The organism is Halorubrum sp. (genome assembly GCF_046498025.1).
Taxonomy (GTDB): Archaea; Halobacteriota; Halobacteria; order Halobacteriales; family Haloferacaceae; genus Halorubrum.
This window is the reverse complement of record NZ_JAWOBM010000005.1, coordinates 17,745-29,790: the sequence shown is the minus strand read 5'-3', so window position 1 is coordinate 29,790 and position 12,046 is coordinate 17,745. Positions and strand designations below refer to the sequence as shown.

The following is a 12,046-nucleotide window of genomic DNA, read 5'->3' as shown; positions in this document are numbered from 1 at the left end:
AACAAAAGCGACGAGAAACCCTTTTGAGCGCGCGGACCGCACTCTCGGCTATGACGAGCGACGAGTTCGATGACGACCCTGCCGACGATCCCGACGGCGGTACCGCCCTCGACGAGGGAGGGACAGACGAGTCGCCGACCGAGCGGACCCGCGAGGAGCTCCGCAAGACCAAAGAGCGGATCGGCGAGGGGGCCGACAAGGCGGTGAAGGGGTTCGACGACAACGTCGTCGACCTGCTGGCGTGGCTGCTCGACACCGAGACCCGCGCCCGAATCTACGTCTACCTGCGGGACAACCCGAGGAGCACGAGCGACGAGGTCGCCGACGGCACCGGGCTCTACCCGAGCACGGTCCGCGAGGCGCTCGCGGAGCTCCACGACGAGGCGAAAGTCGAGCGGGACAAGCGCGAGGCGAGCGGCGCCGGCAACAACCCCTACGAGTACGAGGCGATCGCGCCGAGCGAGCTGGTCAGAGGCGTCGTCGGCGACGTCCAGCGCGAGCTGAACGCCGTCTTCAACCTCGACCGCCGGCTCGGCGGCGAGTCCCCCGACGGCGACGCGGAGCCGGTCCGGATCTCCGTCGACGACGACGAGCCCGAGGCGGATCACGAGCCCGAGGCGGATCACGAGAGTGAGGCGGATCACGAGCCCGAACCGGACCACGAGAGCGAGGTGGACCACGAGCCCGAACCGGACCACGAGAGCGAGGCGGACCACGAGCCCGAACCGGACCACGAGAGCGAGGCGGAACGGCCCGACGAGGCCGACGACGCGGCCGACGCCATCGACCGATAGCGTCGGACCGACACTGACGTTGCCGACTGCCGCACCGGGGCGTCCGATCGGCGATTCTGGCTTCGGGACAATTTAAGTCCCGCCCGCGCAACCGACCGACATGAACGTCGCGCTTGGTGGCACCTTCGACCCCGTCCACGACGGCCACCGAAAGCTGTTCGAACGGGCGTTCGAGCTGGGGGACGTCACCGTCGGCCTCACGTCCGACGAACTCGCCCCGAAGACCCGGCACGTCGAGCGCTACGTCCGTCCGTACGACCGCCGCAAGCGCGACCTGGAAGCGGAGCTCGCGTCGCGCGCCGAGGCGCACGACCGCGAGTTCGCGGTCCGCGAGCTCACCGACCCGACCGGCATCGCCGTCGAACCGCAGTTCGACGCGCTGATCGTTTCGCCCGAGACGAAGGCGGGCGGCGAACGGATCAACGAGATCCGCCGTGAGCACGGCCACGACCCGCTCGACCTGATCGTCGTTGGCCACGTGTCGGCCGAGGACGGCGAGCGCATCTCCTCGACGCGCATCGTCGCGGGCGAGATAGACGAGCACGGCAACCTCACCCCCGACCGCGAGGGACGCGGGGCGACTCGCCCGGAATGACGACCGATAGCCGCCTCGGCCGAGTCGCCGTCGGCGAGACGGGGTTCGAGCGCGCGGCCGTCTGGTGCGCGGTCGGCTTCGCGGTCTCGTACGTCGCCTTCGACGCGGTCGCGCTCGGGGGCGAGCTCGCGGGCGTGACCCCCGACGCGTTCGGCGTCGCAGCGGCCCTCGCGGCACTGACGGCCGTGGGCACGGCCGCGTTCGCCGCGGTCGGCGCCGGCGCGCTCCCCGCGGTCGTGCTCGCGTACGGCCCCTTCGCCGCCGCGGCTCTCCGGACGATCGGGCCGCCGCCCTACGTCGTCCCCCTCTCGGACCCGCTCCCCTTCGCGGTCGCCGTCGCCGAGCCGCTCGGCGTCGCTCTCGCGGCCGCTGTCGCGGTCGGCGTGGTCGGGTACGTCGTCGGTCGAATCGTCGCCGGGTTCGGGAGCGACGGCGGCGACGAGGAGTCGACGGGCACGACCGCCGGCGGGGACACCGACGCCGCCGACTGACGGCGGCGCCCGGTTCGACCGCTACGCCTCGTCGAGCGTTCCGTCGAGCACCTTCGCCGCGACGAGGACCGGGTCCCACACCGGGCTGAAGGGGGGCGCGTACGCCAGATCGAGCCGCTCGACCTCGGGGACGGTCATGTCCGCTTCGAGGGCGGTCGCGAGCGTGTCGATCCGGATCGCGGCGCGGTCGGCGCCGACGATGCTCCCGCCGATCAGGCGTCGGGTGGCGCGGTCGGCGACGAGCGTCACGTCGGTCGGCGACGCGCCCGGATAGTACCCCGACCGAGAGCCGGCGGTGATGGTCTCGCGAACCGGGTCGAAGCCGACCGCGCGGGCCGCCTCGTCCTCGACGAGCCCCACGCGGCCCGCCTCCATCTCGAACGCCTTCACGACCGCGGTGCCCGCGGTGTCGCCGACCGGCGTGGGGTCGCCCGCGACGGTCGCGCCGACCGCCCGACCGACGCGGTTCGCGGTGAGCCCGAGCGGCACCCACGTGGCTTCGCCGGTCACGGCGTGTCTCGCGGTCGCGCAGTCGCCGGCGGCGTACACGTCCGGGAGGGTCGTCCGGCCGTACTCGTCTGCCGAGATCGCGCCGCCCTCGCCGAGCCCGACGCCGGTCCCGTCGAGCAGTTCCGTGTTGGGCCGGATCCCGACACCGACGATCGCCAGCTCGGCGGGGAACGTCTCGCCGTCGAACGTCACGCCCTCGATGCGGTCCTCGCCGACGAGCGCCTCGACGGGGCACCCCGTGTGGACCGTCACCCCCTTGTCGACCAGTTCCGCCTCGACGCGCTCGCCGACCGCCTCCCCGAACGGCGGGAGCAGGTGGTCGGAGCGCTGGAAGACGTGGACGTCGAGGTCGCGGCCCGAGAGAGCCTCGGCCATCTCGACGCCGACGTACCCGCCGCCGACGATCGCCGCCGTCTCCGGGGCCGGCATCGCGGCGTTGCGCTCGACCCGCTCGCGGTCGACCGCGCTCACGTCGGCGCGGCTCGGGTCGTACGCGTCGGGCTCGGCGATGTACGCGTCGATCGCGGCCGCGGTATCCATGTTGTGGAGAGTGAACGCGCCGTCCATCCCGCGCACGTCGAACGGGCCGGTCGCCGCCCGCGCGCCGGTCGCGACGAGGAGGTCGCCGTAGGGCTGCTCGAACGAGTCGCCGTCGGCGGTCTCGACCCTGACGGTCTTTTCTTCCGGGTCGACGGCGACGACCTCGTGGCCGCGCCGGAGGTCGATCCCCCGCTCCGCCACCTCGCTCGGGGACAGCGAGAGGAGGTTCGACAGCCGTTCGACGCGTCCCTCGATGAAGTACGGCATCCCGCAGTAGGCGTACGAGATCCACCGCCCCTTCTCGAAGACGACGACCTCGCGGTCCGGGGCCTCCCGGCGGAACTTGCTGGCCGCACTCAGTCCGGCCGCGTCGCCGCCGACCACGACGAAGGGATCGCTCATGGACGGGAGGACGGCGGGACCGTACAAAAATCCACGCCGCGGGTGCGAGAGGGACGACCGGTACGGGTCGGGATCGGGTGGATCCGGCCCGCGTCGGGATCAGGTGGGTTCGGCCCGCGTCGGGATCAGGCGTCGTCCGCGGGAGACTCCGAATCGCCGTCGGCCAGCCGCGACAGCGTCTCGCGGGCGTTCTCGACGGCCGCCTCCTTCTTGGCCGGGTACGCCTCCACCTTCGCGCGGACGGTGATCCCGGGGCCGAGGCGGACGTCGCCGCGGAACGCGGCCTGCTTGTCGACGCGGAGGAACAGCGCGCAGTTGTCGTCGACCCGCTGGTCGAGCTCGTCGATCACGCGGTCGACGTCGTCGAGGCCGGCGAGCCGATCGAGGACGTGGCGCATGCCGTCGGCGTTCTCGATCCGCGCCGAGAGGACGACGATCCGGTCGCCGTGGTGGCCGACGTTCTCGACGCGGTCGAGCTCGGTGTCCTCGGGGAGGAACGTGCGGAGGGCGTCTTCGACCCGCTTCTCGTCCTCGGTGGCGTACGAGAACGTCCGGAGGTCGACGTAGTGGAAGGGGACTTTTGCCATGCGGGTCGGGAAGGGGGGCCGGTTACTCCTCGCTCTCGACGGCGTCGAGCGCGTCCTCGGGGACGCCAGTCTCCTGGCCGTCCTCGAAGCTGATCGTGTAGGTCGCGTCGCCGAACATCGTCTCCATTACCTGCGTGATCGTGCCCGTCTCGCCGTCGTACTCGCTGTGTTTGTCGTGGAGGACGACCTCGTCTTCCTTCTCGAAGCTCATGGCGTTCCGTTCCAGTGGGACGCTTAAAAGCGCGCGGATCCGGATCGACGGAGGCGGTCGAATCCGAGCGAGAGGACGCGGTCGGCCTGCGCGACGAACCGCCGTCGAACGCGCGCCCGACGGTCACAGGAGCGCGAGCAGCACGACGGCGATCGACACCGTCAGGACGGCTCCGACCACGAGCGAGACGATCACGCTGTCGAGCGCGATCGCCAGCGCGACGCCGGCGACGGCGGCCAGGACCCCGAGGATCGCCGCCGGTAACCCCCCGCGTTCAACGAGCCCGGCGACCGCGTTCGCGACGCGCTGCCGGGGCGGCAAGTCGGGCGGCCGCTCCGGCGGTTTCGTGAGCCGTTCGTCGATCGTGACCGTGTCGGAGCCGGCGTCCGGCGGCGGGTCGAGCCTGACCTCGACGTACCGGGTGTTCGACCCGTAGCCGGTGACGATCTTCAGCTTCCCGGTGACCGGCTCGTCGACCTCTCGGGCGGTGACGTGGACCCGTCTGGTCGACTCATCGTCGACGAAGTGGTTCGTCTCGGCGATCGAGCAGACCCGGTCCAGTTCGTCGTCGAAGTGCAGGTGGACGTGAGTCGACCGGCCGAGGTTCTCGAAGGCGATCGAGAAGTGACCGGTCGTCGCGAACCGGTCCGGTGCCCGGATCGAGTGGACGGCGTCCCCGTTGAGTTCGACGGCGAGTGTCGGCACGTACGGGTCGACGAACTCACACTAAAAAAAGATGCAGTACGATTCGAACTACGCGGTTGCCTCCTCCCGCATGTCCGGCGGCAGGAGGTTCGGGATCCCGTCCTCGATGGGGTACGTCTCCCCGCACTCGGTGCAGGTGAGCGTGCCGGCGATGATCTCCTCGTCGTCCCGGTCGTCGACCGCGAGTTCGAGGTCGGCCTTGTCGAGCGGACAGCAGACGACGTCCATCAGGGACTCTTTCATACCGCGTGTTTCGCGTGGCCCGTTAAAAAAGCGTGCGGGTCCGGTGCGCCGGCGCGCGATCCCGGTGCGCCGAGAGGGCTGGTCCGGCCCGTGGGTGCGGGCCCGGTCGTATCGCGTGACCGCCCGTCGATGACAACGACTTTGCCGATCCGTCACGCCCGGCGAGACATGGGGATTCCGTCGGAACGGATCGAGCGTCTGTTGACGCTCGCCCGCGAGGCGGTCGTCGACGACGAGTACGACCGCTCCCGGGAGTACGTCGCGCTCGCGCGCCGGATCGCGGAGCGGAACCGCTGCGGGCTCCCGGCCGAGTTCTCCCGGCGGACCTGCGACGACTGCGACGTGTACCTCCGGCCCGGGAAGACGGGTCGCGTCCGGCTGCGTCCGGGGCACGTCGTCGTCCGCTGCCGCGAGTGCGGGTCGACGGCGCGGTACCCGTTCGACTGACAGCGGGGCACCACGCTTTAACAATCGTCCGCGAGAGGCGACGAGTATGGACTACCGACGGCTCGGCGACACCGGACTCAGCGTCTCGGAACTCTGCTTCGGGACGTGGCGATTCGGGCGGGAGACGAACGGCGTGGTCGAGACGGGCCGCGAGGAGGCCCGCGAGCTGCTCGACGCGGCCGCGGACCACGGGATCAACTTCATCGACACCGCCAACGTGTACGGGAACCCGAACGGGACGAGCGAGGAGTACATCGGCGAGTGGCTCGCGGAGCGCGACCGCGAGGACTACGTGATCGCCTCGAAGGTGTACTTCCCGTTCGACGGGCGCGGCGAGCCCGGCCCCAACGACTCCGGGCTCGGCCGCAAGCACGTCCGGGCGCAGGTCGAGGGGACGCTCGACCGGCTCGACACCGACTACCTCGACGTCTATTACATCCACCGCTGGGACGAGGAGACGCCCATCGAGGAGACGATGCGCGTCCTCGACGAGCTGGTCGCGGAGGGGAAAGTGCACTACCTGGGGGCGTCGACGATGGCGGCGTGGCAGCTGACGAAGGCGCTGTGGACCGCGGACGCGAACGACTACGCCCGGTTCGACGTGGTCCAGCCGCTCCACCACGCGGGCTACTACGAGGACGTGCGTGAGTACCTCGACGTCTGTATCGACCAGGACGTCGCCGTCTGTCCGTACTCCCCGCTCGCGGGCGGGTTCCTCACCGGCAAGTACGAGCGCGCCGACCCCGACGACCCCGAGCAGGTGATCGCGCCCGACGGCTCTCGGGGGAGCTTCGACGACCGGTTCGAGCGCTTCTACCTCTCCGAGCGCGGCTGGAAGGTGTTGGAGGCGGTCCGCGAGGTCGCCGACGAGCTCGACGCGACCCCGGCGCAGGTCGCGCTCGCGTGGCTCGCCGGGTGGGACGAGTTCACCTGCGTCCCCATCGTCGGCGCGCGGACGACCGACCAGCTGGCCGAGAACGCCGCCGCGACCGACCTCGCCCTCTCCGACGAGCAGTGGGACCGGATCATGGAGGCCCGCTACGCTCCGGACGGGACGCTCTGGGGGCATTGAGCGGGGGCGGCGGGCGCGGCGAGCGGAGCGGGCACCGGCGCGCGCCGCGCCCTACTCGTCGAAGTCAGGCAGGTCGTCGGGCGCCTCGAACTCCGCCTCCCAGTCGATGTACTCCTCTTTGAGCGTTTCACAGACGATCTGACCGAGCTCCGTGAGCCCCGCGTTGATCGCGGAGACGGTCCCCCACGAGTCGAGGTCGGGATGGAGGTCCCGTTCCTTCCAGTCCTCCGGCAGCCCGGGCGCGTGGTAGCCGACGCGATCGGCGAAGTCGTCCCAGAAGAAGTCGAACCGGGAGACGAGCCCGAGGTCGACGGCGATCCGCCAGTCCGCCTCGTCCATGTCGCTCCCGGCGGCCCACTCGTCGAACGCCTCCTCCCACGCGCCCTCGCGGAGGAAGGCTTCGAGCTCGTCGCGGCGGTACTCGCCGCCGGCGACCTCCGCGTCCTCGTACTCGTTCGGGTCCACGGCTGCGAGTTCGGGCGGCTCCGGCGGGTCGACGTCGAGAGACATACCTCCGTCTCCGCGCCCGCGGCCCAAAACGGTACGGGGCTCGGGCGCGGGGGGAGGGCGCCGTCGCCGGCGCGGGGAGACCGCCGGACGGCCCCGCCGTCGATCCGGTCCTTTTACCGCCGTGCCGGATCACCCTCGGACATGGACCTCCGCGATATCTCGCGCCGGACGGGAATCGCCGCCGGCGTCGTCACCGTGGTCGTGCTCGCGGCCCCGTACGCGCTCGTGTCGGGGTACGCGACGCAGCTCGCCGGATACTACGCCGCCGGAACGCTCGGCGCCGCCGGGATCGCGCTGTTCGCGCTCCTCAGCGCCGTCGTCGTCGCCTCCGTCGAACGGGGGAACCTCGACCCCGGAACGCTCGCGGGGGTCGCGGTGATCCTCGGCGCCGCCACGACGCTCACTGCGGTGACGTGGGCGCTCTCCGTGGAGCCGACGACGATGTTCGCCGACTACCGCTGGCTGCGGTGGCACGCGCCCGCCGTCGTCGCCGTGTCGATCCCCATTCCCGTCTCCGCCGGGGTGTACGCCCGGGCGCTGCTGTCGTAGGGAGAAGAGCCGCCGAACGAAAGGCCCTTATGGCGCACCCGAGTAGTACCAAACGGACTAGGTCGGGCGGTTAGGCCCCGCTCGCCACCCGTGAGGTAGTCTTTAGCGGGGACCGAACAGCGGGCGCGTCCGGTCTGACCGGCGCGGGCCCCGAGAGCCAACGTAGAAGCCTCGTCCGCCGGGGACAGCGGTCCGTGGCGCCCGCTCGCAGGAGCGGTCCGTCGCGGTTCGTCGGCGACACCGGGTCAGGCGCGGAAGCGAGCAGCCCACCGCCGAACGCCCGTCGCTCGTCGGGTCGCGGGGTGGAGAAGGCAATCGGGATACCCCGTGCCGGAACGCCGGGCCACCCCGCCTGTCCGCCATTCATATCCGTTTTCATTCGACGAGCGGCGGCCGCGTCGAACGCCCGCTGTCCGCGTGGGCAATCGACCGACGCCGACTCGCCGCGGGACCCGTTTTACTCACTCGTTCTGGACGAACTCGCCCGAGCACTCGTACTCGATCGCCTCGACCGTGCCCTCGGCCTCGACCGTCCCGTTGTAGGGGTCGGTCCGCTCGTACAGCCGGTAGACGGTGACGGTCTCGACGCCGGTCTCGTGGGTGCGGTTCCAGTCGTCACAGAGGTGGTTCGCCAGGTACGAGCGGTGGTTTTCGTTGTCGGTCGAGTAGACGTTCGAGAGGTACTTCCGCCAGCGCGCGGAGGGGTAGGTGGCGTCCGCCCGCGGCGGGCGGTCGAAATCGACCGACGCGTCGCGTAACACGTCGCGTTCGGTCCCGTCTTCGAGGGTCCCGGACGCGACGAACCACCGGGTAGTGCGGGTCGGCTCGGGTGCGAACATCCGCCAGGACTGGTCCATCTCGACGACATCGAGGACGTCTTCGGCCGGGTCAGGGGCCTCGGCGTAGTCGACCGCCTGCGCGCTCGAGAGGAGGATCAACACGAGGAAGACGTACGGCAGGACCGTCGAGAAGAGGGCGCGTCCGCGCGCGAGGCTCGTCGCGCGGTCGGCGCTGCGGAGGGCGTCGAGGCGCCCCGCGAGAGTTGGCAGAGGGAGCGACGCGCCGAGCGACGAACACGCCCTCGCCCGGGACTCGAGACGGGCGCGCCAGCGCGCGAGTGCCGGCGACCAGCCCAGGCGGGCGACGGCGCGCTCGGCGGCGTCCCAGACGGGCGTCTGGAAGAACGGGAGGAAGCCGACGACGACGACGATCGGAAAGAGGCCGATCGGCATCGTGACCGCCATGCCGAGGTGCATTCCGACGAACAGCGAGGCGAGCGCGGCGCGCGGAATCCCGGTGAGCAAGATCAAAAGCGGCGACGCGAAAAGCAGCGCGACCCACAGGACGGTGATCCCGCGAAGCAGACCGTGGAACCCGGCGAGGTGGTTGCCCAACAGGTACGTGAAGTGGTCGGCCTGCATGATGTACACGACCGCCTCGCCGCTCGTCCAGAGCTCGCTCCCCCGCTTGTGGACGGCGTTGGTCGCGTACATCACTAGCATCTGCAGCAGGACCGCCATCGTCGCGACGGTCGCCACGGAGGGGCCCGGCGTCGGGGAGTCGGTCGCCGTTCCCGCCCCGCTCGACGCGTCGGCCCGACCGATCGCGTCGACCGACCAGCGCGCGCCCATCGGGAGGAAGACGCTCCAGAAGAGCAGCATGCGCAGCAGACTGTCGCCCGCGTTCAACAGCATCGGGTTCCGGGCGTGCAACGAGAGCAGAAGCAGCCAGGAGACGACCGCCACGAGGCGGGTTCGGTACCCGACGATCAGCGCGAGAGCGAACGCGCCCGCGACGGCAAACAGCAGCGCGACGGCCCACGGCTCGCCGGAGAACGCGTACAGCGTGTGGCTCGTCGAGTAGTCCGAGTAGAAGGCCCGTCGCGGGAGGACGCCGGAGTCGGTGTAGAAGGCGGTCAGCGAACGTGAACGCAGCGCGAGATCGACGAGCAACAGCGCCCCGAGCCCGATCCGAAAGGCCGCGAGCGCGCGCAGGTCGACCGCGACTCGCGCCGCGAGCGCCGCCGAAAGTCGATCGAGAGTGTCCGAGAGTCGCGATCGCGCGGTGTCGGTGGAGGGCTGTCGAGTCATGATTTCGATATCTGTCGCGTAGCACGAATCTCAGCTAGACTGTCATAAGCTTGGTGTGAACCGCCTCGGGGTCAAGCCCCGAAACACTCGCCTCGCTTATCCGTAGACTACGCTGATCGCACGCCGACCGCCCGCGTGCCGTCTGGCCGCGTGCGGACCGGATCGAGGCGACGAGACGTCGCGATCGGAACCGTAAACTGTGACAAGCCTGTACACACGGCATCCGATGTCCACGGAGATCCCGGACGGCGAGGCGGTCATCCTCTTCGACGGCGTCTGCAACCTCTGTAGCGGGTTCGTGCAGTTCGTTCTCCCGCGCGACACGGACGAGAAGTACCGGTTCGCCTCCCTCCAGTCCGACGTCGGACAGGCGCTGCTGGCCGAACACGACCTGCCGAGCGACGAGCTGGAGTCGGTCGTCCTGATCGAAGACGGGGAGAGCTACGTGAAGTCGGCGGCGATCATCCAGATCGCGTCCGGACTGGGTGGCGTCTACCGGCTCCTCTCGCCGTTTCGGTACCTCCCGCGGTCGGTCCGCGACCGCGTCTACGACTTCGTCGCCGATCACCGATACCGGTGGTTCGGCAAGAAAGACCGCTGCATGATGCCGTCCGGCGACGTCCAGTCGCGGTTTCTGGACTGACCGGCGACGAGGGGCTGGACGGCTCTGTCGGTCCGTCTACGCCGCGTCGCCGCTGTCCTTCCACGCGGAGAAGCCGCCCTCGACGAGCGTCTCGGACTGTCGGTCGATGTACTCGCGCTGGGTGTCGTGGACCGCGGTCTCGAAGTCGTCGCCGTTGTCCAGGCGGGCGCGGACCCGCGCTCGCTTCCAGCTCGCCGGGGTCGTCCGGTTCGCGACGCGCCACCGGAGCGGCGCGAGCCACGAGGCCGCCTCCTCCTCGGGGCAGCCGGCGGTCCGGAGCCCGGCCTCGGCGTGATCGAGGAGGTCCGCGTACACCGCGTCGGTGTCGGTCGTCGGCTCCCCGTCGCGACCGATCCACTCGATCCGGGCGTCGAGCCCGTCGGCGACCGCCGCGTAGAAGTTGTCGCGGGCGGTCTCCCAGTCGAGGCCGATGACCGGGTGGTCCCGCTGCGGGAGCGACTGCATCAGCCCGGCGAACGCCGCCTGGAAGGCGATCGAGTCGCGGACGGTGGGCTGGGCAGCGATCGGGCGGAACTCGATCCGGGCGTTCGCGCTCGACCGGCTCGCGCCCTCGAAGACGGGGCGAACCCACCGCCAGTAGCTGCCGTGTTTCGTCCGGAAGGTGGCGAACGCGTCGTCGAAGCGATCGGTGCCGTCGGGCTCCGGCATGGGGATGAGCGCCTCGTCGGCGACGATCCGGTCGATCGCGGTCTCGACGTCGCGGACGTCGCGCGGGAACCGGACCTTGTCGCCGTCGGTCCGCTCGTTGAGCACCGACTCGAACACGTGGATCCGGTTCTCGGCCGCGCCCTCCGCGAGGACGCGCTCGCCGTCCCAGCCGTCGTCGTACAGGTCCGGCGGGAAGAAGGGAGAGTTGACGCCGAGCGCGAGCAGGGGCCCCGCGATCCGGAGCGCGTACCGGAAGTGCCGCGGGAGCGTCTCGGCCTGCGCGACCTGGTAGTGCGGTTGGATCGAGGTGATGAGGCTCTCCGGCATCACGGTGTCCGCTTCGAGCGACACCCCCGGCGCCTCGAGGACCGTCCCGCGCCGCCCGTCGGCGTCCGCGTTCGCCATCGCGTGGTACCGGACCGCGTCGCTCATGTTGACCGCGACGGTGACGCCGTCGACGTCGACGCTGTCAGTGAGGTACCCGCGGGCCGTCTCGCCGGTCGGGGGGATCGTCCAGAGCCCGTCGGAGACGAGGCGCATCCCCTCCACGCCCGCGGTGTTCTCCGCCGCCTCCAGCCGCGCCCGCACCTCCGCGAGCTGCGCCCGGAGCCCGTGGTCGGAGAGCGGCTGCGGGCTCGTCGACATCTCGGCGTTGTGGAGGCCGAGCTCCTTCTCGAAGCCCATCAGCTCCAGCAGTCGCCGCGGGACGCGCATCAGGGCATACTCGCCCGCCCGGGACTCCTCGCTCCACCGGCCGTCGGCGACCGCGTAGAACTCGTACTCGAAGCCGACGATCGACTGGTGGTTGTCGAAGGAGCCGTCGCGGAGCTCCTGTTTGACGATCTCACCCTCCTCCTCGACGCGCGCGGCGAACTCGTCGGGGTCGACGGCGAGCGCCTCGCGGACGCCGTCTGCGAGGGCGGACTCCGTGCTCATGCGTCGGTCGACGCGTCGGGCTCGTAAAAAGGCCTGCGGCCGATCGGCGGCG

The 12,046-nt window shown here is 70.7% G+C and carries 15 protein-coding genes and 1 other RNA gene; 8 read left to right on the top strand and 8 right to left on the bottom strand.

What is annotated here, in order from left to right:
* Window positions 1–50 precede the first annotated feature (50 nt).
* The 3 genes from R6U01_RS00750 (at window position 51) to R6U01_RS00740 (ending at window position 1,880) form a co-directional block, all read left to right on the top strand.
* Entirely contained in the window at window positions 51–794 is a 744-nt protein-coding gene (locus R6U01_RS00750) for a winged helix-turn-helix transcriptional regulator (protein ID WP_410284547.1), read from the top strand.
* Window positions 795–894: 100 nt separating this feature from the next.
* The gene (locus tag R6U01_RS00745; RefSeq protein ID WP_410284546.1) at window positions 895–1,389 is read left to right on the top strand and encodes a phosphopantetheine adenylyltransferase; all 495 of its coding nucleotides are present in this window, start codon (window positions 895–897) and stop codon (window positions 1,387–1,389) included.
* Window positions 1,386–1,880 (top strand): hypothetical protein, encoded by a 495-nt coding sequence (locus R6U01_RS00740; protein ID WP_410284545.1) that lies wholly within the window; start codon window positions 1,386–1,388, stop codon window positions 1,878–1,880. Before R6U01_RS00745 ends, R6U01_RS00740 begins: the two co-directional genes overlap by 4 nt.
* A gap of 21 nt (window positions 1,881–1,901) precedes the next feature.
* On the opposite strand, the gene R6U01_RS00735 is transcribed toward R6U01_RS00740, so the two are convergent.
* The 5 genes from R6U01_RS00735 to R6U01_RS00715 all read right to left on the bottom strand — a co-directional run bounded on the left by R6U01_RS00735 (window position 1,902) and on the right by R6U01_RS00715 (window position 5,078).
* Window positions 1,902–3,332 (bottom strand): FAD-dependent oxidoreductase, encoded by a 1,431-nt coding sequence (locus tag R6U01_RS00735; protein ID WP_410284544.1) that lies wholly within the window; start codon window positions 3,330–3,332, stop codon window positions 1,902–1,904.
* A gap of 125 nt (window positions 3,333–3,457) precedes the next feature.
* A complete protein-coding gene (locus R6U01_RS00730) occupies window positions 3,458–3,919 on the bottom strand; it encodes an RNA-binding protein (RefSeq protein ID WP_410284543.1) in 462 nt (153 codons plus the stop codon).
* 22 nt (window positions 3,920–3,941) lie between these two features.
* Window positions 3,942–4,130, bottom strand: a complete 189-nt coding sequence (locus R6U01_RS00725; RefSeq protein WP_410284542.1) for a DUF1918 domain-containing protein — start codon at window positions 4,128–4,130, stop codon at window positions 3,942–3,944.
* A 123-nt stretch (window positions 4,131–4,253) separates the two neighbouring features.
* Window positions 4,254–4,835, bottom strand: a complete 582-nt coding sequence (locus tag R6U01_RS00720) for a hypothetical protein (protein ID WP_410284541.1) — start codon at window positions 4,833–4,835, stop codon at window positions 4,254–4,256.
* A 48-nt stretch (window positions 4,836–4,883) separates the two neighbouring features.
* Window positions 4,884–5,078, bottom strand: a complete 195-nt coding sequence (locus R6U01_RS00715) for a methytransferase partner Trm112 (RefSeq protein ID WP_410284540.1) — start codon at window positions 5,076–5,078, stop codon at window positions 4,884–4,886.
* A 168-nt stretch (window positions 5,079–5,246) separates the two neighbouring features.
* Here R6U01_RS00715 and R6U01_RS00710 point away from each other — a divergent pair, with 168 nt between their 5' ends.
* Together R6U01_RS00710 and R6U01_RS00705 are read left to right on the top strand one after the other, a co-directional pair.
* Window positions 5,247–5,525: a ribonuclease P protein component 4 gene (locus R6U01_RS00710; protein WP_410284539.1), complete on the top strand. Its 279-nt coding sequence runs from the start codon at window positions 5,247–5,249 to the stop codon at window positions 5,523–5,525.
* A 46-nt stretch (window positions 5,526–5,571) separates the two neighbouring features.
* A complete protein-coding gene (locus R6U01_RS00705) occupies window positions 5,572–6,597 on the top strand; it encodes an aldo/keto reductase (RefSeq protein ID WP_410284538.1) in 1,026 nt (341 codons plus the stop codon).
* 51 nt (window positions 6,598–6,648) lie between these two features.
* Here R6U01_RS00705 and R6U01_RS00700 read toward each other — a convergent pair whose 3' ends face one another.
* On the bottom strand, window positions 6,649–7,107 hold the full coding sequence (locus R6U01_RS00700; RefSeq protein WP_410284537.1) for a hypothetical protein: 459 nt from the start codon (window positions 7,105–7,107) through the stop codon (window positions 6,649–6,651).
* 141 nt (window positions 7,108–7,248) lie between these two features.
* Here R6U01_RS00700 and R6U01_RS00695 point away from each other — a divergent pair, with 141 nt between their 5' ends.
* Together R6U01_RS00695 and ffs are read left to right on the top strand one after the other, a co-directional pair.
* Complete coding sequence (locus R6U01_RS00695; RefSeq protein WP_410284536.1) at window positions 7,249–7,656, top strand: hypothetical protein; 408 nt, start codon at window positions 7,249–7,251, stop codon at window positions 7,654–7,656.
* Window positions 7,657–7,706: 50 nt separating this feature from the next.
* An RNA gene (ffs, locus tag R6U01_RS00690) (signal recognition particle sRNA) lies at window positions 7,707–8,018 on the top strand.
* A gap of 99 nt (window positions 8,019–8,117) precedes the next feature.
* Here the strand turns inward: ffs and R6U01_RS00685 are convergent.
* Window positions 8,118–9,746 carry an HTTM domain-containing protein gene (locus R6U01_RS00685; RefSeq protein ID WP_410284535.1) on the bottom strand — a complete coding sequence of 543 codons (1,629 nt, stop codon included), beginning with the start codon at window positions 9,744–9,746 and terminating at the stop codon, window positions 8,118–8,120.
* 226 nt (window positions 9,747–9,972) lie between these two features.
* Between R6U01_RS00685 and R6U01_RS00680 the strand changes: the two genes are divergently transcribed.
* Entirely contained in the window at window positions 9,973–10,389 is a 417-nt protein-coding gene (locus tag R6U01_RS00680; protein WP_410284534.1) for a thiol-disulfide oxidoreductase DCC family protein, read from the top strand.
* A gap of 36 nt (window positions 10,390–10,425) precedes the next feature.
* On the opposite strand, the gene R6U01_RS00675 is transcribed toward R6U01_RS00680, so the two are convergent.
* A complete protein-coding gene (locus R6U01_RS00675) occupies window positions 10,426–11,994 on the bottom strand; it encodes a hypothetical protein (RefSeq protein WP_410284533.1) in 1,569 nt (522 codons plus the stop codon).
* Between the last annotated feature and the right edge of the window lie 52 nt (window positions 11,995–12,046).

Coding starts and splice junctions, on each gene's coding strand:
- R6U01_RS00750 (WP_410284547.1), top strand. CDS start 51: ATGACGAGCGACGAGTTCGATGACGACCCTGCCGACGATCCCGACGGC.
- R6U01_RS00745 (WP_410284546.1), top strand. CDS start 895: ATGAACGTCGCGCTTGGTGGCACCTTCGACCCCGTCCACGACGGCCAC.
- R6U01_RS00740 (WP_410284545.1), top strand. CDS start 1,386: ATGACGACCGATAGCCGCCTCGGCCGAGTCGCCGTCGGCGAGACGGGG.
- R6U01_RS00735 (WP_410284544.1), bottom strand. CDS start 3,332: ATGAGCGATCCCTTCGTCGTGGTCGGCGGCGACGCGGCCGGACTGAGT.
- R6U01_RS00730 (WP_410284543.1), bottom strand. CDS start 3,919: ATGGCAAAAGTCCCCTTCCACTACGTCGACCTCCGGACGTTCTCGTAC.
- R6U01_RS00725 (WP_410284542.1), bottom strand. CDS start 4,130: ATGAGCTTCGAGAAGGAAGACGAGGTCGTCCTCCACGACAAACACAGC.
- R6U01_RS00715 (WP_410284540.1), bottom strand. CDS start 5,078: ATGAAAGAGTCCCTGATGGACGTCGTCTGCTGTCCGCTCGACAAGGCC.
- R6U01_RS00710 (WP_410284539.1), top strand. CDS start 5,247: ATGGGGATTCCGTCGGAACGGATCGAGCGTCTGTTGACGCTCGCCCGC.
- R6U01_RS00705 (WP_410284538.1), top strand. CDS start 5,572: ATGGACTACCGACGGCTCGGCGACACCGGACTCAGCGTCTCGGAACTC.
- R6U01_RS00700 (WP_410284537.1), bottom strand. CDS start 7,107: ATGTCTCTCGACGTCGACCCGCCGGAGCCGCCCGAACTCGCAGCCGTG.
- R6U01_RS00695 (WP_410284536.1), top strand. CDS start 7,249: ATGGACCTCCGCGATATCTCGCGCCGGACGGGAATCGCCGCCGGCGTC.
- R6U01_RS00685 (WP_410284535.1), bottom strand. CDS start 9,746: ATGACTCGACAGCCCTCCACCGACACCGCGCGATCGCGACTCTCGGAC.
- R6U01_RS00680 (WP_410284534.1), top strand. CDS start 9,973: ATGTCCACGGAGATCCCGGACGGCGAGGCGGTCATCCTCTTCGACGGC.
- R6U01_RS00675 (WP_410284533.1), bottom strand. CDS start 11,994: ATGAGCACGGAGTCCGCCCTCGCAGACGGCGTCCGCGAGGCGCTCGCC.